General features: G+C 68.2%; 18 protein-coding genes. 14 read left to right on the top strand and 4 right to left on the bottom strand.

Annotated elements, in window-relative coordinates:
- Positions 1–3: 3 nt before the first annotated feature.
- Together ACLJOO_RS17965 and ACLJOO_RS17960 are read right to left on the bottom strand one after the other, a co-directional pair.
- Positions 4–663: an alpha/beta fold hydrolase gene (locus ACLJOO_RS17965; protein WP_410788309.1), complete on the bottom strand. Its 660-nt coding sequence runs from the start codon at positions 661–663 to the stop codon at positions 4–6.
- Positions 664–674: 11 nt separating this feature from the next.
- The gene (locus ACLJOO_RS17960; RefSeq protein ID WP_410788308.1) at positions 675–1,466 is read right to left on the bottom strand and encodes a hypothetical protein; all 792 of its coding nucleotides are present in this window, start codon (positions 1,464–1,466) and stop codon (positions 675–677) included.
- A 114-nt stretch (positions 1,467–1,580) separates the two neighbouring features.
- On the opposite strand from ACLJOO_RS17960, the gene ACLJOO_RS17955 reads away from it, so the two are divergent.
- Entirely contained in the window at positions 1,581–2,909 is a 1,329-nt protein-coding gene (locus tag ACLJOO_RS17955) for a DUF1800 family protein (RefSeq protein WP_410788307.1), read from the top strand.
- Between the two features lie 7 nt (positions 2,910–2,916).
- On the top strand, positions 2,917–4,164 hold the full coding sequence (locus ACLJOO_RS17950) for a DUF1501 domain-containing protein (protein ID WP_410788306.1): 1,248 nt from the start codon (positions 2,917–2,919) through the stop codon (positions 4,162–4,164).
- Positions 4,165–4,405: 241 nt separating this feature from the next.
- On the opposite strand, the gene ACLJOO_RS17945 is transcribed toward ACLJOO_RS17950, so the two are convergent.
- Positions 4,406–5,746 carry an ATP-binding protein gene (locus ACLJOO_RS17945; RefSeq protein WP_410788305.1) on the bottom strand — a complete coding sequence of 447 codons (1,341 nt, stop codon included), beginning with the start codon at positions 5,744–5,746 and terminating at the stop codon, positions 4,406–4,408.
- Positions 5,743–6,417, bottom strand: a complete 675-nt coding sequence (locus ACLJOO_RS17940; protein WP_410788304.1) for a response regulator transcription factor — start codon at positions 6,415–6,417, stop codon at positions 5,743–5,745. Before ACLJOO_RS17940 ends, ACLJOO_RS17945 begins: the two co-directional genes overlap by 4 nt.
- 333 nt (positions 6,418–6,750) lie before the next feature.
- On the opposite strand from ACLJOO_RS17940, the gene leuA reads away from it, so the two are divergent.
- From leuA to recO, 12 genes are all read left to right on the top strand, one after another.
- The gene (leuA, locus tag ACLJOO_RS17935) at positions 6,751–8,424 is read left to right on the top strand and encodes a 2-isopropylmalate synthase (RefSeq protein ID WP_410788688.1); all 1,674 of its coding nucleotides are present in this window, start codon (positions 6,751–6,753) and stop codon (positions 8,422–8,424) included.
- Positions 8,425–8,671: 247 nt separating this feature from the next.
- Positions 8,672–9,772, top strand: coding sequence for an ABC transporter permease (locus ACLJOO_RS17930; protein ID WP_410788303.1), 1,101 nt, complete (start codon positions 8,672–8,674; stop codon positions 9,770–9,772).
- A 6-nt stretch (positions 9,773–9,778) separates the two neighbouring features.
- Positions 9,779–10,675 (top strand): ABC transporter permease, encoded by an 897-nt coding sequence (locus tag ACLJOO_RS17925; RefSeq protein WP_410788302.1) that lies wholly within the window; start codon positions 9,779–9,781, stop codon positions 10,673–10,675.
- Between the two features lie 5 nt (positions 10,676–10,680).
- Positions 10,681–11,760 (top strand): ABC transporter ATP-binding protein, encoded by a 1,080-nt coding sequence (locus ACLJOO_RS17920; protein WP_410788301.1) that lies wholly within the window; start codon positions 10,681–10,683, stop codon positions 11,758–11,760.
- Positions 11,757–12,818 carry an ABC transporter ATP-binding protein gene (locus tag ACLJOO_RS17915; RefSeq protein ID WP_410788300.1) on the top strand — a complete coding sequence of 354 codons (1,062 nt, stop codon included), beginning with the start codon at positions 11,757–11,759 and terminating at the stop codon, positions 12,816–12,818. Before ACLJOO_RS17920 ends, ACLJOO_RS17915 begins: the two co-directional genes overlap by 4 nt.
- Positions 12,818–13,024 (top strand): hypothetical protein, encoded by a 207-nt coding sequence (locus ACLJOO_RS17910; protein ID WP_410788299.1) that lies wholly within the window; start codon positions 12,818–12,820, stop codon positions 13,022–13,024. Before ACLJOO_RS17915 ends, ACLJOO_RS17910 begins: the two co-directional genes overlap by 1 nt.
- A gap of 61 nt (positions 13,025–13,085) precedes the next feature.
- Positions 13,086–14,951, top strand: a complete 1,866-nt coding sequence (locus tag ACLJOO_RS17905) for an ABC transporter substrate-binding protein (RefSeq protein WP_410788298.1) — start codon at positions 13,086–13,088, stop codon at positions 14,949–14,951.
- Positions 14,952–14,992: 41 nt separating this feature from the next.
- Positions 14,993–16,444, top strand: coding sequence for a GNAT family N-acetyltransferase (locus ACLJOO_RS17900; RefSeq protein WP_410788297.1), 1,452 nt, complete (start codon positions 14,993–14,995; stop codon positions 16,442–16,444).
- Between the two features lie 63 nt (positions 16,445–16,507).
- Complete coding sequence (locus tag ACLJOO_RS17895) at positions 16,508–16,798, top strand: SAV_915 family protein (RefSeq protein ID WP_410788296.1); 291 nt, start codon at positions 16,508–16,510, stop codon at positions 16,796–16,798.
- 65 nt (positions 16,799–16,863) lie between these two features.
- Positions 16,864–17,853, top strand: coding sequence for an aldo/keto reductase (locus ACLJOO_RS17890; protein WP_410788295.1), 990 nt, complete (start codon positions 16,864–16,866; stop codon positions 17,851–17,853).
- The gene (locus tag ACLJOO_RS17885) at positions 17,850–18,707 is read left to right on the top strand and encodes an NAD(P)H-binding protein (protein ID WP_410788294.1); all 858 of its coding nucleotides are present in this window, start codon (positions 17,850–17,852) and stop codon (positions 18,705–18,707) included. The genes ACLJOO_RS17890 and ACLJOO_RS17885 overlap by 4 nt, the downstream gene beginning before the upstream one ends.
- Positions 18,708–18,719: 12 nt before the next feature.
- Entirely contained in the window at positions 18,720–19,463 is a 744-nt protein-coding gene (gene recO / locus ACLJOO_RS17880) for a DNA repair protein RecO (protein ID WP_410788293.1), read from the top strand.
- Positions 19,464–19,598 lie beyond the last annotated feature (135 nt).

Here is a 19,598-nt window from a genome sequence, read left to right as displayed (position 1 = left end):
AATTCAAGCGCCCTTGAAGGCAAGGAAGTCCCGGACCGTGGTCAGCCAGCGGTCCGGCGCTTTGCTGTGGATGCGGTGGCCGGCCTCGATCGTGGCGACCGTTGCTGTCGGCATCGTTTCCGCGACGAGGTGGAATCGGGTCTGGTCCAGATGACTCGTCGGGCCGCCGGCGAGAAGCATTGTGGGCGATCGGATCGTCGACAATCCGGCCCACCACTCGGGCTGTGGGCGGCGGAGGTCTGCGATGACGTCTCGCAGCAGGAGCGGATCGCAGCTGCGTCTCGTCAGCCAGCCGGCCGCTAGCAGCGCTAGCGCGGGCATCAGGCGCACGGTCGGTCCGTTGTCCTGGGCGTCGCGTGGCGGCACCGGCAGTTCCTCCAGGACCAGGCGGTCGACGCGATCGGGGTCTGCCGCGGCGACAGCGCTCGCCACGAACGCTCCGAGTGAATTGCCGACAAAAGTACTGTCGGCCAGTCCGTCGACATCACGCAGTACCTGATCACGGAAGTCGTCGAGCAGGTACGGTCGCCGCCGCGGCGCGCTCGCATGGCCCAGCAACGTCGGGCAGTGCACCCGATACCCCAGCTCCTCGAACGCAGGCACGAAGCGATCCCACGTCGCCGGCCCGCTCGTACCAGCGTGCAAACACACCAGGTCCTTCACCAACACTCCTCTCAAACACTCACCAGAAGTACGCCGGCCACCACCACGACGAGCCCTGCAATACGTGGCCGCTCGTGCAGCACGGTCGCGCCGAGCAACGCGCCGAGGACGATGTTCAACGTGCGGCCGACCGCCACCGTCCCGACCGACGCGAACGACAACGCGAGCAGCACCAACCCGTAGCTCGCCGGCATGAGCACGGCGATCGGCAGAGCGCGCCGCCATAGCATCAGCACGCGCCGGTGATCCCGCACGACTGCCGACAGCAGCACCACCTGCGCCACGTTGGCCATCGCGAGGTACGCCGGCAGTTCGACGTCGAGCGTGGTGACGGCGAACCCGTCCCAGAGCGTGTACGCCGCCGTGCAGCCGGCGACTGCCAACCCGACCGCGACACCGCGGGCCGGACGCCGGGAGTGCGGCCGGTCCATCAACAGCACTCCGGCCAGCGTGAGCCCCGCGCCCGCGAGCACCCGCGGACCCGAGCCCGACCACGGGAGCGTCGCGGCCGATACGAGCAGCGGCGCCGTACCGCGGCTGACCGGATACACCGTCGAGAAATCCCCGAGCGCGTACGCCTTCTGCAATGTCACGGCGTACGTCGTGTGCAGCGCCATGCTCACCAGCCCGGCCCACCAGACTGTCGCGAGCGAGCCGCGAACGAGCAGAGCGAGCGAGACGGGCAGCGTCAGGAGACCACACAACCAGACGAACTCGGGACCGCCCAGACCGCCCTTCTTCAGCAGCAGGTTCCACGCCGCGTGACAGCCGGCGGAGGCGGTCAGCAACCCGAGTGCGATCACGTAGACAGTGTCTACACGATCTCTGTAGACGATGTCTACTCAGTACCTGTGGATCGGCTGAGGAAAGCCCCCGGATCCTGGTCCGGCGGCCGCGGACTGGAAACCATCGGGGACATGACCGAGATCAGCGAGCGGGCCGTCGTACGGCGGCTGAACGACCGGCTGGGCTTCGGCCCTGCGCCGGGCGATCTGGAGGCGGGGGTCGACGCGACCGTACGGCGACTGCTCGGTCCGGGCACGGATCCGGCCGCGGCGGCGATCGCCGTACCGACCGGACTCGAACCGCCGGCGAAGGCGAACGGGCAGGACCGGGAGGCGAAGAAGCAGGACCGGGACGCGAAGAAGCAGGACCCGGCGGCGAAGAAGGCTGCGAATCGGCAGCGGGCCGCGCAGGAGCGGAAGCTGACGATCTGGTGGCTCGACCGGATGGTCGTGAGTCGGACTGCGGGGGAGCGGCTGACCTGGTTCTGGCACGGGCACTTCGCGACCAGCAACCAGAAGGTCCGCAACGCGGCCTGGATGCTGGCGCAGAACCAGACCCAGCGCACCCTCGCGCTCGGCCGGTTCGGCGACCTGGCGCAGGCGATGATCGTGGACACCGCGATGATCCGCTGGCTCGACGGGCAGAAGAACCGCAAGGGCTCGCCGAACGAGAACCTGGCCCGCGAGTTCATGGAGCTGTTCACGCTCGGCATCGGCCACTATCAAGAGGCCGACGTTGCCCAAGGCGCCCGCTGCCTGACCGGTTGGGTGCTGCGCGAGGATGCCGCGACCTTCCAGCGGAGGCGGTTCGACACCGGCAGCAAGACGGTGCTCGGCACGACCGGTGACTTCGACGCGAAGGGGTTCGCGCGGCTCGCGCTCGCCCAGCCCGCGTCGGCCGGGTTCGTGATCGGGCGGCTGTGGTTCCGGTTGGTGTCGGCGACGCCGCCCGATACGGCCACGGTGGCCCGGCTGACGACGGCGTACGGCGTCAACCGTGATGTCAGGTCGTTGCTGACGGCAATGGTTGCCGAGGCGGCGTTCAAGGACCCGGCATCGAGTCTGGTGAAGGAGCCGGTGGAGTGGGCGGTCGGCTTGTTGCGGGCGCTGCGCCTCCGGCCGGGGAAGCTGGAGGAGAAGGAACAGACGAAGCTGCTCGCCGGCCTGCGAGGTATGGGCCAGTTGCCGTACCGCCCGCCGAGCGTCGGCGGCTGGCCGGCCGGTGCGAGTTGGTTGACGACGTCAGCCGGTGTCACGCGGCTGCAGCTCGCACAACAGCTGGCGAAGAAGGCTGACCTGTCGATTGTCGACAACGCAGCCGATCGAGTGAGCGCGGTCGGCGCGCTGCTCGGTGTCGACAGTTGGTCCGAGCGGACCCGGTCGGCGCTGGCCGGTGTGAAGGATCCGGCGCAGCTGACCGCGGTTGCCGCGTGCGCACCTGAGTACGTCGTGAGCGGATAGGAGAATTGTGGACAATCTGACGAGACGACGGTTCCTGACACTCAGTGGGGTGACGGCGGCCGGTGCGTTGGCAGCCGGGGCGACCCAGGTGAACTGGTCCGACCTGATGGCAGCGGCCGTCGACGATCCGTTGCCGAGTGACCAGTCGGTGCTCGTCGTCATCACCTTGTACGGCGGGAACGACGGACTCAACACGGTCGTCCCGGCGGCGGACCCGGCGTACCAGAAGGCTCGGCCGGATCTCGCGTACCAGACGAACGAGGTGCTCGATCTCGGCGACGGGCTCGGCCTGAATCCGGGGATGAAGGGCCTCAAGGGCTTGTGGGACGACAAGCGGCTCGCGATCGTGCGCGGGGTCGGTTATCCGGACCCGGATCGCAGCCATTTCCGGTCGATGGCGATCTGGCAGACGGCATCGCCCAAGTCGCCGGTCCCGACCGGCTGGCTCGGCCGCTGGCTCGACGCAACCGGTGCCGACCCGCTGCGGGCCGTCTCCGTCGAACCAACCTTGCCGCCGCTCCTGGCCGGCGAGACCACGGCCGCCGCCTCACTCCCGTTGCGCGGACTGTCCTTGCCAGGCGGTGCATTGGGTACGGCGTACGCCGCACTGGGCAAGCCGAGCCCGGGTGAGGGCCACTGGCAGGCGCGGGCGGCCAAGTCGGTGCTGGACCTGCAGAACGCGACGCAGGTGCTGGGCAAGGCGATCAAGAGCGGGCACGACCAGGAGGACGACGACGAGGAGCGCACGAAGGGCGCGTCCGCCGGCGGTGCGTCGCAGCTCGGTGCGCAGCTCGAACTGATCGCCGGGCTGATTGAGGCCGGTGTGCCGACCCGGGCGTATTCCGCCTCGCTGGGCGGCTTCGACACCCACGCGGATGAGCGCGGGACGCAGGAGCGGCTGCTGACCGAGCTGGACGGCGCGCTGACGCCGTTCGTGCAGCGCTTGCAGAAGACGGACCGCGGGAAGAACGCGGTCGTGCTGGTGTACTCCGAGTTCGGCCGCCGGGTCCAGGCCAACGGAAGCGACGGCACCGACCACGGCACCGCCGGCCCGGTCTTCGTCCTCGGCGAGAAAGTCGCCGGCGGCTTCTACGGCAACCAACCCAGCCTGACGGACCTCTCCAACGGCGATCTCAAAGCCGGCACCGACTTCCGCGACGTCTACGCCACAGTCCTCCACCACGTCCTAGGCGCCGACCCCGCCCAAATCCTCGCCAACCACACCACCACCATCAACGGTCTACTCCGCGCCTGACCCCACCACCGCACCAGCACCATCGCCCGCCTCCTTCGCGTCCCACCCCGCCAACCTCCCGCCACACACCAGTGGATATCCGTCGGTGTCGTGGGTTCTCCCCTCGCACACCACGGGAGAACCCACAACACCAGGGGATATCCGGCCGGATTGCTGGTTGGAAGGAGCCGGGTGGATGGCTGGGCTGGCCCTGGCGGGGTGGGGCCGGGAGAGGGTGGATCGGGTGGGGCTGGTGGTGGGGTTAGGCGGTGGGTGGCGGGGCAGGAGGTGGTGGGGCAGGGGGTGGTGGGGCAGGGGGTGGTGGAAGGTGGAGGTGGAAGGCGGCGCCTCGGTGGTTGTCGGAGCGGTCGGTGACGGTTAGGTCTCCGCCGTGGGCTCGGGCTACGCCGCGGGCGATGGCCAGGCCGAGACCTGCGCCTTTGCTGTGCGGGCCGTGGACCAGGCGCTCGAAGATCCGCTCGCGAGCTTCCGGCGGTACTCCGGGACCGTCGTCCTCGACCAGTACGCCGGATGGGTCGACGGTGATCCGGATCGCCTGAGCGCCGGCCTGACGGGCGTTGTCGACGAGGTTGGCGAGGACCTGGGTCAACCGCTCCGGGTCGGCCGTGACGATCGCCGATCCGACCACCTGGACCTTCAGGCCGGGTGCGACCAGCCGGATGCGAGCGGCCTGCGACTCGGCGAGATGGCGGAGGTCGACCTGCGTGAGATGCAGTTGCAGGCCGGCATCGATCCGGCTCAGCTCCAGCAAGTCGGAGACCAGCGTGCCGGCGCGGCGAGACTCCCGCACGAGCAGGAGTTCGAGCTGACCGCGCTGGTTCGCAGCGGCCCGCGGACCCAGCTGGATCAGCGTTTCCGCGGCCGTTTGTAGACCGGCGATCGGAGTCCGCAGTTCGTGCGCGGCGTCCGCGACGAACTCACGCATCCGATCCTCCGACCGTCGCGCAGCGCCCTCGGCCCCCTCCAGCGCATCGAGCATCTCGTCGAACGCGGTTGCTGTGCGGCCGAGTTCGGTGTCCGCACGCGAAGGTTGCAGCCGCCCGCCCCGGCGTCCGGCCGCGATCGAGCGGGCCAACCCGGTCATCGCATCGAGCGGCGCCAGCGCGAACCGCATGCCGATCACCAACGCGAGCGCGGTGGTCAGGATCGCAGCGGCGCCGGAGAGCAACAGCACCGTACGAAGCCGCGAGCTCGCGTCGGCGAGCAAACTGGTGTCGGCGGACAGCATCAACGTCGCGCCCTTCGTCTGCTGACCGGCCTGCAGCGTCGCCTTTACCTGCCGCACGGTCCCGCCCGCGTCGATCGGCGGCGCTCCCAGCTGGCGCCCGTTCCGCAGGATCAGGGTGACCCGGACGCCGTCGGCATCGACCCGGCGTACCAAGTTGCCTGGAGCAACGTTCTGCCGGGCCAGCTGTTGCGCCAGTTGCGCCCGCCCGGTCAGCAGCGAGTCGAGGCTGCGCTCGGCCTGCGCGTCGAACACCGCCTTCACCGTCAGCCCGGTGATCGGCAGCACGACCAGCAGTACGGCGATCGCTGTCATCGTCACGCGAACGCGCAGCGACCCGGTCCGCAGTCCTCTCATGGCCCGTCACATGCCCGGAGCACGTACCCGGACCCGCGGACGGTATGCAGCAGCCGCGGCCCGTGCGCCTCCAGTTTGCGGCGGAGGCCGCTCACGTAGACCTCGACCAGGTTGTCCGCGTAGTCGTCGTACCCCCAGACGGCCGTCAGCAGCTGCGTCTTGCCCACCACCTTGCCGTCCCGTCCGGCCAGGAACGCGAGCAGCTTGAACTCGGTCGCCGTCAGCTCGATCGCCGTCCCGGCCCGGCGTACCGCTCGCGCCTCGACGTCCACCTCGAGGTCGCCCACTGCCAGCACGGTTCGCAGCCGTCCCATCCGGCGCAGCACCGCCTCCACGCGGGCGATCAGCTCGGCCAGGACGAACGGCTTGACCACGTAGTCGTCCGCGCCGGTGCGCAACCCGTGCAGGCGGTCCCCGACGGCGTCGCGGGCGGTCAGCAGGATCACGCCGGCGTTCGACGTCTCGCGCGCGAGCGTCAGCAGCTCGAACCCGTCCCGCCCGGGCAGCATCACATCCAGCAGCACCAGATCCGGACGGTACGTCGCCAGCTCCCGCTCGAACCCGTCGCCGTCCGGCCGCGTCCGTACGTCGTACCCGGCCTCGGTCAGCGCGATCCCGACGGCGGTCCGGATCGGTTCCGCGTCCTCCACCACGAGTACTCGCGCCGTCATCCGCCCATCCTCGCACCGCCACCGAGCCGCCCCGCGACACGCGGCCACAGATCCTCAGCACATCCTCAGCGAGCGTCTCGTAACTCTCCGTGTCTCGCCGGTCGAGACCCCCGGTTCGACGGGCCGGGGGAGTTGTGCATAGACTCCCTGGCATCATGCGGCACCAGCTTCTCCTCCTTCGCTGCCGCGGCGAGGCCTGACAAGGCCGGTTCCCTCGCCGCGGGGTTTCGTCGTACGCCGGTCGTCCAGCGACCCTGTGCAGTAGACAGCTTCTCGAGGAGAACCCCCGTGGCACCGAAGAACCAGCCCAAGCCTGTTCAGCAGCCGTCCGGTATGCCGACCCACCGGTACCGCGCGTTCCCGCCGATCGACCTGCCCGACCGCACCTGGCCGGCCAAGTCTGTCGACCGCACCCCGCGCTGGCTGTCCACCGACCTCCGCGACGGCAACCAGGCGCTGGTCGAGCCGATGTCCCCGGCCCGCAAGCGGCGGATGTTCGACCTGCTGGTGAAGATGGGCTACAAGGAGATCGAGGTCGGTTTCCCGAGCGCCAGCCAGTACGACTTCGACTTCGTCCGCAGCCTGATCGAGGACGACGTGATCCCGGACGACGTGACGATCTCGGTCCTGACCCAGGCGCGCGAGGAGCTGATCGAGCGCACCGTGCAGTCGCTGCAGGGCTCGCCGAAGGCCACCATCCACCTCTACAACGCGACCGCGCCGCTGTTCCGCCGGGTCGTGTTCAACGTCGACAAGGCCGAGTGCCGCACGATCGCGGTCCGCGGCACCGAGACCGTGATGAAGTACGCCGACGAGATCCTCGGCGACTGCGAGTTCGGGTACCAGTACAGCCCGGAGATCTTCACCGGCACCGAGATGGAGTTCGCGCTCGAGGTGTGCGAGGCGGTCAGCGACGTCTGGCAGCCTGCCGAGGGCCGCGAGATCATCCTGAACCTGCCGGCCACCGTCGAGATGTGCACCCCGAATGTGTACGCCGACCAGATCGAGTGGTTCGGCCGGAACCTGACCCGGCGCGAGCACAGCACGATCAGCCTGCACCCGCACAACGACCGCGGTACGGCGGTGGCGGCCACCGAGCTGGCGCTGATGGCCGGCGCGGACCGTGTCGAGGGCTGCCTGTTCGGCCACGGTGAGCGGACCGGCAACGTCGACCTGGTCACGCTGGGGATGAACCTGTTCAGCCAGGGCATCGACCCGCAGATCGACTTCTCCGACATCGACGAGATCCGCCGCACCGTCGAGTACTGCACGCAGATGCGCGTTCCCGAGCGTCAGCCGTACGCCGGTGACCTGGTCTACACCGCTTTCTCGGGCTCGCACCAGGACGCGATCAAGAAGGGCCTGGAGGCGCTGGACAAGCAGGCCGCGGCCGAGGGCAAGCCGGTCGGCGACATCGCCTGGGAGGCGCCGTACCTGCCGATCGACCCGAAGGACGTCGGCCGCAGCTACGAGGCCGTGATCCGGGTGAACTCGCAGTCCGGCAAGGGCGGCGTCGCGTACATCATGAAGTCCGAGCACCGGCTCGACCTGCCGCGCCGGCTGCAGATCGAGTTCAGCCGGGTGATCCAGCAGCACACCGACAACGAGGGCGGCGAGGTCGGCCCGCAGCAGATGTGGGACATCTTCGCGGCCGAGTACCTGGCGCCGGGCGCGTTGTCGCTGCTCAGCGTCAACTCGACGTCCGGTGAGGGCCAGGGCGACCAGCTCCGGGTTCAGGTCTATGCCAACGGCGTTCCGCACGAGTTGGTTGGTGAAGGCAACGGTCCGGTGTCGGCCTTCGTGGACGCGATCAAGCCGCTGAAGTACGACGTACGGGTGCTGGACTACCACGAGCACGCTCTCTCCGCGGGCGGTGACGCGCTGGCCGCGGCGTACGTCGAATGCGAGGTCGGCGACGACGTGTTCTGGGGTGTCGGCCGGGATGCCAACATTCTCACTGCTTCGTTGAAGGCCGTGGTGTCTGCTGTCAACCGCGCCACGCGCTGACAGCGTTCTCATCTTCACTCCGAGTTGCCCGCCTCCGTGTCGGAGGCGGGCAATTCCTGTACTCCCCGATACCGTTACCTCACAGTCCGCAACGTTGTCTCAACGTTGCCTCAAGTCGTTGACTCGGTGACTGAGGTTGCGCACACTGTCGTCACTATGCGCAGATCCTTGCAAGACAGTGTTACTAAGTCGAGCTGATCAGGGTCTGCGCCACCGACTTTCCCTGGTAGTCGCGTGGAGGTGAGCAGTGAGTGGTGCGGTCGACACGTCCGCGGCGAAGCTGATCGAAGGACCGGTCGTCGAACCGAGACCCTCGGCTGCTCGGCGTTTTGTCAACGCCTGGCTGGTCCGAAGACTCTTCAAGGCGGTCCTGACGGTCTTCATCGTCACCACCGGCACGTTCTTCCTGGTCAGATTGTTGCCCGGTAACCCGGTCGACACCTATATCCAGACGCAGATCGCGCAGACCGGTATCTCGTACGAGGCGGCCGCCGCCCAGGCGAAGAACCTGTTCTCGCTCGATCCGGACGCCCCGGTGATCTCGCAGTACGCGACCTACATGGTCAACCTGCTGCACGGCGACTTCGGCAGCTCGACGCTGTCGCCGGGCACCACAGTCGCGCAGGTGATCAAGACCTACCTGCCCTGGACGCTGTTCTCGGTCGGCGTCGCGACGGTCTTCAGCTTCATCGTCGGCATCGTGGCCGGCATGATCATGGCCTACCGCCGGGAGAGTTGGATCGACCACCTGCTGACGTCGATCGGCTCGCTGTTGCACGCGATCCCGAACTACATCCTGGCGATCCTCATCGTGGTCTTCCTCGGCGTGAAACTGCAGCTGTTCAACCTGACCGAGGCCCGCGGCTCGTACACCGCAGGAGTGGAGCCGTCGTTCAGCCTGAGCTTCCTGAACGACATCTTCTACCACGCCTTCCTGCCGATCCTCGCCTACGCGCTGACCACGGTCGGCTCCTGGGCGCTGGTGATGAAGTCGTCCACGGTGGAGACCCTCGGCGAGGACTACGTGACGGTCGCCCGGGCGCGCGGTCTGTCGGACAACCGGATCCGGTCCGGGTACGTCGGACGCAACGCCGTACTGCCCCTGTTCAGCCAGCTCGCGGTGTCGCTGGGATTCGTGGTCGGCGGCTCGATCTTCGTGGAGAAGATCTTCGGCTACCAGGGCATCGGCTTCAGCCTCTTCAACGCGGTCAACGGCCGCGACTACCCGGTGCTGCAGGGGATCTTCCTGGTCGTCACGATCTCGGTGGTCGCGGCCAACCTGCTCGCGGACGTCCTCTACAGCCGCCTGGATCCGCGGATCCGGGTCGGCGGCAAGGCCAAGGGGTGAGCTGAGATGACAGAAGCATCGATTCCGGTCACCTCGATCGGCACGACCGGCGTCTCACGGTTCGCCGGCATCCTCAGCTCACTGCGCCGCAGTCCAGCGGGTTTCATCGGCTTCGTGGTGGTGCTGTTGCTGGTACTGGTCTCCGCGATCGGGCCCTTCTTCGCGCCCGACATCGCGCCGAACGTCAAGGAGATCCTGCTTCCGGCCGGCTCCCCGGGCCACCTGCTCGGTACCGACAACGAGGGCAAGGACGTCCTGGCCCAGATGATCGGCGGCGGCCGCACCGTCATCTTCGTCGGATTCTTCGCCGCGGCGATCTCGACGGCCATCGCGATCGTGCTCGGATCGCTGGCCGCCTACCTGGGCGGATGGGTCGACTCCGCGGTGGTCACCGTGGCCGACGTCTTCCTGACGGTCCCCCCGATCATCCTGCTCGCGGTACTCGGCGCGTTCTTCAAGCTCGATTCGCCGATCCTGCTCGCGTTGCTGGTCGGCGTCCTGTCCTGGCCGGTGCTGACCCGGGCGGTGCGGGCGCAGGTCCTCTCCCTCAAGGAGCGAGAGTTCGTCGAGGCGGCCAGGCTGCTCGACCTCGGGACAGCGCGGGTGGTGTTCGTCGAGATCCTGCCGAACATGGCCAGCTTCATCCTGATGAACTTCATGATCGGCGTGACGAACGCGATCTACCAGCTGGTCGGCTTCTACCTGCTCGGGCTGGCGCCGCTGAGTGGGGCGAACTGGGGCATCATGCTCAACCGTGCCTGGATCGCCGGCGCCATCTTCAACGACGCGAGCCTGGCCTGGATCCTCAGCCCGATCGTCGCGATCATCCTGCTGCTGCTCGGACTGGTGATGATGACGAGATCCCTCGAAGAGATCCTCAACCCGCGGCTCCGGGACCGGTGAGCACTGTGACGACTACTTCTTCGAGTACCCGTGCGAGGCGCGGCGGCGAGGGCAAGCCGCTGCTGTCCATCCGGGACTTCAAGGTCGAGTACCGGACCGGTTCCGGTGCGACGGTTCAGGCGGTCCGCGGTGTCGACCTCGACCTGTTTCCGGGTGAGAGCGTCGCACTCGTCGGCGAGAGCGGCTGTGGCAAGACGACGCTCGGGCTCGGCCTGCTGCGGTTGCTGCCGCGGCTCGGGCACGCCAGCGGCCAGGTGACCTTCAACCGCGGCGACGGCACCGAGATCGACATCCTCGGCCTGGACGGCCGGGACCTGCGGCAGTTCCGCTGGCGGGACGCGGCGATGGTGTTCCAGGGCGCGATGAACGCGTTCAACCCGGTGCTCAAGATCCGCGCGCACATGCACGACACGATGCGCGCGCACACCAAGTTCACCAAGCAGGAGATCGAGGACCGGGCCGGCGAGCTGCTCCGGCTGGTGCGGCTCGAGCCGTCCCGGGTGATGGACAGCTACCCGCACGAGCTGTCCGGCGGTATGCGGCAGCGCGTGCTGATCGCGATGAGCCTGCTGCTCGAACCCGAAGTACTGATCCTCGACGAGCCGACCACCGCGCTCGACATCCTCACCCAGCGGTCCGTCGTGGACGTCCTGCACGAGGTCCGCGAGCGGCTCGGGTTCTCGATGATCTTCATCTCCCACGACCTGTCGCTGGCCGCCGAGCTCGCGGACCGGGTCGCCACCATGTACGCCGGTCGCATCATCGAGACCGGCGGTGTCCGGGATATGTTCTACCGGCCGCGGCACCCGTACACGCTCGGGCTGATCAAGGCCGTGCCGCCGATCGTCGGCGACCTGCCGGACATGGAGTCGATCCCGGGCGGACCGCCGAGCCTCGCCGCGCTCCCGCCGGGTTGTACGTTCAATCCCCGGTGCAAGTACGCGACCGAGGAGTGCAAGGAAGAGGACCCGCCGTTGCTCCCGATCACCGACGAGCCGGGTGACGCGCACGAGGCGGCCTGCATCCATTGGAAGGACGTGCACCTCCAGCGCGAGGTGCCAAGCGACTTGGGGAACGCATCATGAGCGCGTTGGAGAAGTCCCCCGAGACCGCGGGCCGGGCGCCGTTGATGACGCTCGGCGGGGTCAGCCAGGTGTTCCACACCAAGGCCGGTCCGATCCGGGCGGTCGACAACATCAACCTGTCGGTCAACCCCGGCGAGGTTCTCTGTCTGGTCGGCGAGAGCGGTTCCGGGAAGACGACGGCGGCCCGGATGGCGGCCGGTCTCGCCAGGCCGAGCAGCGGTGAGGTCGCGTTCGACGGCACCGACATCTGGTCGTTGAAGCGGGACGACTTCGCCACCTTCCGGCGCAGCGTGCAGTACGTCCACCAGGACCCGTACGCCTCGCTCAACCCGACGCGGACGATCCTGCAGACGATCACCGCCCCGCTGCTCAAGCACGGAGTGGTGAAGAGCAAGAAGGCAGCCGCAGAGAAGGCAGTCGAGCTCCTCACCAAGGTCGATCTGACCCCGGCCGAGAACTACCTGTCGAAGTACCCGCACCAGCTGTCCGGCGGTCAGCGGCAGCGGGTCGCCGTCGCCCGGGCGCTGACGCTGGACCCGAAGCTGATCATCGCCGACGAGTCGACGTCGATGCTGGACGTGTCGATCCGGATCAGCGTGCTCGCGATGCTCGGCCGGCTGCGCGACGACCTCGGCGTCGGGTTCCTGTTCATCACCCACGACCTGGCGATCGCGAAGTACTTCGGCTGGCACGGCAAGACCGCGGTGATGTACCTCGGCCGGATCGTGGAGTTCGGGCCGACGCCGAAGATCATCAACGCGCCTACGCACCCGTACACCCGGGCGCTGATCGACGCGATCCCCGAGCCCGACCCGGACCTGACCAAGACCAAGGGCCGCGAGTCCCTGCGCAGCCTGGAGATTCCGAGCCTGGCGCACCTGCCGTCCGGGTGCACGTTCCATCCGCGCTGCCCGCTGTTCGAGGACGGGCTGTGCGACGGGGCGGTCCCCGAGCTCGTCACGATCCGGTCCGGCCAGTCCGCCGCGTGCCACGTGGTCGCGCGGGACGGCGTGGCCGCTCTCGACGATGAGGCACGGTCGGATGAACCGAGGGCCTGATGTCGTCGCAGATCGGCCGGATGGCGCTCAGCTGGGCGGCGTTCCTGGTGCTGGCCAGCGGAGTCCTGCTACTCACCCTGACGCCGGGCACCCCGGAGTTCGTCGTCACCTTGTTCACCTTGTGTTTGGGCCTGCTACTGGGCCTGGTGGTCGTCGTCGGGGTGGTCATCACCCGGCGCCGGGAAAAACGCGAGGGCGGTAGTTAGTCCCACCAGTAAGTAGTAACTGACCCACATAGGTGTGTGGTCAGTCCAGAAAGGACGAAGGATGAGTCCCACCGGCACCAACGATTCCGGCACCAACGGGAAGGGCGCGAGCGCCCTGACCAACGCGATTTCCCGCCGGCACGTGCTCCAGATCTTCGGTATCGCCGGTGTCGGCGCGGCCGGCATCGGGTCTGTGACGGCGTGTTCGCCGAGCAAGCCGAACGCCAGCGGGGGTGACAGCGGCAAGTCCGGCAACAAGGAGTTCCACGGGGCGTACCCGTACCAGTTGCCGCCCAAGGGTCACTTCAACCTGGCAGCCGGTGTCACCGACGGCATCCAGGCCAGCAACAGCCCGTACTTCGACCTCGTCTACCCGTCTGCCGGCATGTACTACTGGGCCGACAAGAAGTGGGAATGGATGATGGCCGAGTCCGGCACGCTGGACGAGGCGACCAAGACCTACACCCTGAAGCTGCGCTCCGGGCTGAAATGGAGCGACGACAAGCCGGTGACCGCGAAGGACGTCGTGTCGACGTTCAACCTGCGCTGGCTGCTGCGCCAGCAGGACTGGACGTTCCTGTCCGACGTCAGCGCCAAGGACGACACCACCGTGGTGTTCACCATCGGTACGCCGTCCACCGTGCTGGAGCGCTACATCCTCCGTGCCGGCATCCTGCCGGACTCGGTCTACGGTGAGTGGGCGACCAAGGCCGAGACCATGCGCAAGGCCAAGACCAGCCTGGACAGCGCCGAGGGCAAGAAGCTGAACGGCGACTTCCAGAAGTTCCGTCCGGAGAACCCGGTCGTCTCCGGCCCGTTCAACTTCGACGTGAAGAGCATGACCAACGCGCAGATGTCGCTGGTCAAGAATGACAAGGGCCTGTTCGCCGACAAGATCGGCTTCACCAAGGTCGTCCTGTACAACGGTGAGACCTCGGACATCTCCCCGGTCGTGCTGAACAAGGACGTCGACTACGCCACCCACGGTTTCGCGGTGGCCACCGAGAAGACCCTGCTGGGCAGCGGGTTCCGGATCCTCCGGCCGCCGGTGTACTCGGGTCCGTCGCTGGTGTTCAACTACACCGCTCACCCGGAGTTGGCCGACGCCAAGGTCCGGCAGGCGATCGCCTACGTCCTGGACCGCAACGAGAACGGAACCGTCGCACTCGGCGACTCGGGCAAGCCCTGCAAGTTCATGGCCGGCTTCTCCGACATCCTCGTGCCCGACTGGGTATCGGACGCCGACCAGAAGAAGCTGCAGGCGTACGAGAAGGACGAGGCCAAGGCCACCTCGCTGCTGACCGAGGCCGGGTGGAAGAAGAACGGCGGCAAGTGGACGCTGCCGAACGGCAAGCCGGCCGCCTACGACATCAAGTTCCCGACCGAGTTCGCCGACTGGAACCCGGCCGCCACCAACGCGGCCGACCAGCTGAACAAGTTCGGGTTCAACATCACCAAGCGGGGTATCACCTTCACCCAGCTGAACCCGGACGTCCTGGCCGGCAAGTTCGACATCGCGATCCAGGGCTGGGGCGCGTCGAGCCACCCGCACCCGTACTTCGCGTTCGTCCAGGACCTGTACACGTTCAACTACGTGATCGCGGCGAACTCCGGCGGCAAGGGCATGAACTTCCCGCTCAAGCAGACCACGTCGGCGGGTCCGATCGACCTGCAGTCCGTGGTGGACAAGTCCGCCCAGGGCCTGAACGTCGACGAGCAGAAGAAGAACATCACCGCCGCGGCGATGGCGTTCAACGAACTGCTGCCGATCATCCCGCTCTGGGAGCGCTACGGTAACAACCCCGCGCTCGAGGGCACCCGGGTGGCGAAGTTCCCGGCCGACGACGACCCGATCCTGAAGAACGCGCCGTACGCGGACAACTTCGTCATCATGGGCATGTACTCGGGCAAGGTCGCACCGGTTTAACAACTGGCGTTCTGACCCGATTGTTTGGTTGGGTCGGCCGGGTGATCAGTGTTCGCGAGATCGACCCGGCCGACCTGGCCTTGTTCGACGAGTGGTACGACGCCTTCCGGGCCGGCGCGGTCGCCGGACGGGAGGCCGCGCTGGTGACCGGAGTTGAGGCCCTCGGGTACTCGCTGCGCAACCCGGGTCCGCTCAAGCAGCGGATCGCGGTCGGCGCGTTCGAGGACGACCGGGTGCTCGGCGGGATGCTGTTCGAGTACCGGCTGACCGACAACCTCGACACGGTCGAGGTCGAGATCGACGTACCGCCGGCGCATCGGCGGCGGGGGATCGGTACGGCGCTGTGGCAGTGGGCCGTAACCCGCTCGACGCAACTCGGCAGGACGATCGTCCAGGCTGAGCTCGGCGTACCCGCAGATTCGTCGCCGGGTGCCGCGTTCGCAGAGCGGCTCGGGTTCCAGGTGGAGCACGTCGAGGAGCATCTCGTCGTACCGCTGCCGTACGACGACCTGCGGCTGGAGGACCTGCGCTCGTCCGCGGGCCGGCTCGACGGGTACCGGCTGACGTCGTGGGCAGGGTTGTGCCCGCCGGAACATCAGCAGGCGTACGCCGACCTGCACACCGCGATGGATCTCGACGTACCGACCGGTGGCATGACGCGTGAGGTCGTGCCGTGGACCGTCGAGAAGCTCGAGGCGAGCGAGGCGCGGATCGACCGGAACTACCTCGCGCTGGTGACGATGGCGCACACTCTTGACGGTGAACCGGCCGGCTACACGCTGATCTACCTGCCGCGGGCCGACGCCGAGAACGCCCAGCAGGACGACACGCTGGTCCTGCGGGAGCATCGCGGCCACAACCTCGGCACGTTCTTGAAGCTCGCCAACCTCGAGCAACTGGCGAAACACCGTACGACGCAACGCTTCCTGCACACGTGGACGGCGCTGACCAACGCCCCGATGCGCAAGGTCAACACCCGCTTCGGTTTCCGTGCCGTCGAGCAGCACCGCGAACTGGAGCTCCGCCTGCCCAGCCTCCGCCCGGCGGCCCGTGGCGTCATCGTCGACCCTGACGACCGGATCCTGCTGGTCCGCTTCGAGTTCGACGACGGGCCGCTGTGGGCGACACCGGGCGGCGGTCTGGAGGCCGGCGAGACCGTGGTCGAGGGTCTGCGGCGCGAACTCGTCGAGGAGGTCGGCCTGCGAGACTTCGCCGACCCGCCGCACCTCTGGCACGAGGAAGTAGTTGCCGAAGGCCACGCAACCGGGTACGACGGCGTTCTCAACGACTACTTCCTGATCCGCACGGACCACTTCACACCGGCCGGCACGCTGACTGCCGAGGAGCTCCGCGCCGAAAACGTCCACGACATGCGGTGGTGGACGCCGGCCGAACTAGCCGAGCACGGTGAGCGGTTCGCCCCTCGCAACCTTCCGGACCTGCTCCGGCAGGTGCTGGCGAGCGGACCACCGACCACTCCGCTCGGCCTGTAAGAGACCTGTGCGAACTCTGCAAGAAAAGGAGCTCCGGGCAACGAGAACGCCTAGCTTCGAGGTGTGAAGCCTCGGCATACCACTGACTGGTTCGTCCCCGTCCACTCCGTTGGAGACATCGCTGCGCCGCAGATGGGGCGGCTGCCCGACGGCTGCCGGGTCGGCATCGCGTTCACCACCCTCGCGAACCTGCGCGTCGCGTCCGGGCCACGGCAGGAATGGATGCGCCTGACCGAGGAGGCCTTGCGCGAGACGCTCGCGCCGCTCGGTGTCACCAGGATCCAGCTCGACCCCGTATTGGTCGGGCCGGACCTACAGCCGGCGTACCCAGCTGAGCCTGCCCTCGTCCAATAGCCGTTGTCCGGGCTGAAATCCGGCCCATTGCCCCGCCGGGCAGGCCGCGGCGGTAGGTTCGGGGTATGCGTGAATCCCAGCTCGGTGACCTAACCGTTTCGGCCCTCGGCCTCGGCTGCATGGGGATGTCCCAGTCGTACGGCGTCCGCGCCGACGACTCCGAGTCCATCGCGACGCTGCACGCCGCCATCGACGCGGGCTGCACCTTCATCGACACCGCCGATGTGTACGGCGACGGTGAGAACGAGGAACTCGTCGGCCGCGGGCTGGCCGGCCGCCGCGACCAGGTGGTGCTCGCGACGAAGTTCGGCTTCAAGCGCCCGGCGTCGGCCTCCGCGTTGCCGTCCGTCGTCGACGGTTCGCCTGCGTACGCTGCTCAGGCCCTGGATGCCTCGCTGCGCCGGCTCGGCGTGGACCATGTCGACCTGTGGTACCTGCACCGTCGTGACCCGCAGGTGCCGATCGAGGAGACGGTCGGGGCGATGGCCGCTGCGGTCGAGGCCGGGAAGGTGCGGTACCTCGGGCTGTCCGAGGTGAACGGGGAGACGGTGCGCGCGGCCCACGCCGTACACCCGATCACCGCCGTCCAGAGCGAGTGGTCGCTGTGGACACGGGACCCGGAGACCGTCGTACTGCCGACGCTGCGTGAGCTCGGGATCGGGTTCGTGCCGTTCAGCCCGCTCGGGCGCGGGTTCCTCACCGGGCAGATCAAGTCGCCGGCTGACTTCCCTGAAGATGACATGCGGCGCGGGTTGCCGCGGTTCCAGGGCGAGAACTTCCAGCGGAACCTGGACCTGGTCGCGCAGGTGCAGTCGCTGGCTGTGGCGAAGGGCGTGACGCCGGGGCAGCTGGCGCTCGCCTGGTTGCTTGCGCAGGGCAATGACGTGGCGCCGATCCCGGGGACGAAGCGGCGTTCGTACCTCGCGGAGAACCTCGGCGCGGTTGACGTTTCGTTGAGCGCTGACGAGCTGGCGGCGCTGGACGAGGCGTTCCCGCCGGACGCGGTGGCCGGGCAGCGGTACACCCAAGGCGGGATGGACCTGGTGGGCAAGTGATCGGCGTCACCGGTTCGACCGGACAGCTCGGGTCCCGGATCGTCGCACGATTGACCGACGTACCGCTGCGGTTGATTGTGCGGGATCCGGCACGGGCTCCGTCGGTACCGGGTGCCTCTGTCGCGCAGGCGGCGTACGGCGAGCACGCGGCGTTGCTGTCGGCCCTGGACGGGGTCGACGTACTGATGTTGCTGAGTGCAACGGAGTCGGCGGATCGAGTGGCGTTGCACAAGGCAACGGTCGACGCGGCGGTGGCTGCGGGGGTGCAGCGGATCGTGTACACGTCGTTCGTCGGGGCGGCTGCGGGTGCGACGTTCACGTTTGCGCGGGACCATTGGCACACCGAGGAGCACATCCGGTCGACTGGGGTCGACTTCACGTTTCTGCGGGACAACCTGTACCTCGACTTTGTGCCTGGGTTCGTGGGTTCGGATGACGTGATCCGCGGGCCGGCGGGCGACGGGCGAGCCGCCGCTGTCGCCCGCGACGACGTAGCCGCGGTGGCGGCATCAGTACTCCTCACGGCCGAGTCCGCTCTCTCTGGTGCTGCTGTCTCCACCGACGAGCACTCCGGTGCCACCTACGACCTCACCGGACCGTCGGCGTTCACGCTGGCCGAGGCGGCGGCTGTGCTGACGGAGGCCTGGGGGCGCAAGGTGCGATACGAGGCCGAGACGCTCGACGAGGCCTATCGGTCCCGCGAGTCCTTCGGTGCGGCCCCGTGGGAAGTGGCCGGGTGGGTCACGTCGTACGCGGCCATCGCCAGCGGTGAGATGGGGCACGTCTCGACCGCTGTCGCCGACATCACCGGACGTCAGCCGGTCGGCCTCGAGGAGTATGTCGGTCGCGGGTGAGACACTGACGTCGTGCCGCTCTACCGGGATCAGGCGATCGTGCTGCGCACCCAGAAACTGGGTGAGGCGGACCGGATCGCCACGCTGCTGACCCGTGCCAACGGCAAGGTCCGCGCGGTCGCCAAGGGCGTCCGGCGGACGTCGTCACGCTTCGGCGCCCGGCTCGAGCCGTTCAGCCACGTTGACCTGCAGCTCGCGACCGGGCGGACGTTGGATGTGGTCACGCAGGCCGAGTCGATCTCGGCGTACGGCGAAGGCATCGTCAACGACTACGCCCGCTACACCGCCGGCACCGTCCTCCTCGAGACCGCCGACCGCCTCGTCGTCGAGGAGAAGGAACCCGCCACCCAGCACCACCTGCTCCTGGCCGGCGCCCTGCGCGTCCTGTCCACCGGCGAACGCGAACCGGCCCTCGTCCTCGACTCGTTCCTGCTGCGCTCACTGGCGATCTCCGGCTACGCCCCGTCCTTCGACGACTGCGCCCGCTGCGGCGAACCCGGCCCCCACCGCGCCTTCAACCCCGCCGCCGGCGGCATGGTCTGCACCACCTGCCGCCCACCCGCCTCAGCCATGCCGTCCCTCGCCACCGTCACCCACCTGGCCGCCCTCCTCACCGGAGACTGGCCCACCGCCCTCCAAGCCGACCCCCGAACCCGCCGAGAATCCACCGGCCTGATAGCCGCCTTCTTCACCTACCACCAAGAAAACCAACTCCGCTCCCTACGCCACCTAGACCTGACGTCCGGAGCGAGCTGACTCAGTTGTCCTGCTCGGTGCCCATCACCCGCTCAGCCGACTTCGAATCGCCGGCCTTCCGCGCCTCAGGGGCCGTGGCCGGAGCGTGCGGCGTACCAGGCCCAGCCACCCCCTCGAACGCGGCATACTGCGCAG

The organism is Kribbella sp. C-35 (assembly GCF_046549195.1).
Taxonomy (GTDB): Bacteria; Actinomycetota; Actinomycetes; order Propionibacteriales; family Kribbellaceae; genus Kribbella.
Note: the sequence above shows the minus strand (reverse complement) of the source record. Positions and strands in the feature narration are given on the sequence as shown.

Bases quoted from the DNA above. Each gene is read 5' to 3' on its own strand.
- ACLJOO_RS17910 (WP_410788299.1), top strand. From the start codon at position 12,818: ATGTCGTCGCAGATCGGCCGGATGGCGCTCAGCTGGGCGGCGTTCCTG.
- ACLJOO_RS17955 (WP_410788307.1), top strand. From the start codon at position 1,581: ATGACCGAGATCAGCGAGCGGGCCGTCGTACGGCGGCTGAACGACCGG.
- ACLJOO_RS17890 (WP_410788295.1), top strand. From the start codon at position 16,864: ATGCGTGAATCCCAGCTCGGTGACCTAACCGTTTCGGCCCTCGGCCTC.
- ACLJOO_RS17940 (WP_410788304.1), bottom strand. From the start codon at position 6,417: ATGACGGCGCGAGTACTCGTGGTGGAGGACGCGGAACCGATCCGGACC.
- ACLJOO_RS17905 (WP_410788298.1), top strand. From the start codon at position 13,086: ATGAGTCCCACCGGCACCAACGATTCCGGCACCAACGGGAAGGGCGCG.
- leuA (WP_410788688.1), top strand. From the start codon at position 6,751: ATGCCGACCCACCGGTACCGCGCGTTCCCGCCGATCGACCTGCCCGAC.
- ACLJOO_RS17925 (WP_410788302.1), top strand. From the start codon at position 9,779: ATGACAGAAGCATCGATTCCGGTCACCTCGATCGGCACGACCGGCGTC.
- ACLJOO_RS17915 (WP_410788300.1), top strand. From the start codon at position 11,757: ATGAGCGCGTTGGAGAAGTCCCCCGAGACCGCGGGCCGGGCGCCGTTG.
- ACLJOO_RS17945 (WP_410788305.1), bottom strand. From the start codon at position 5,746: ATGAGAGGACTGCGGACCGGGTCGCTGCGCGTTCGCGTGACGATGACA.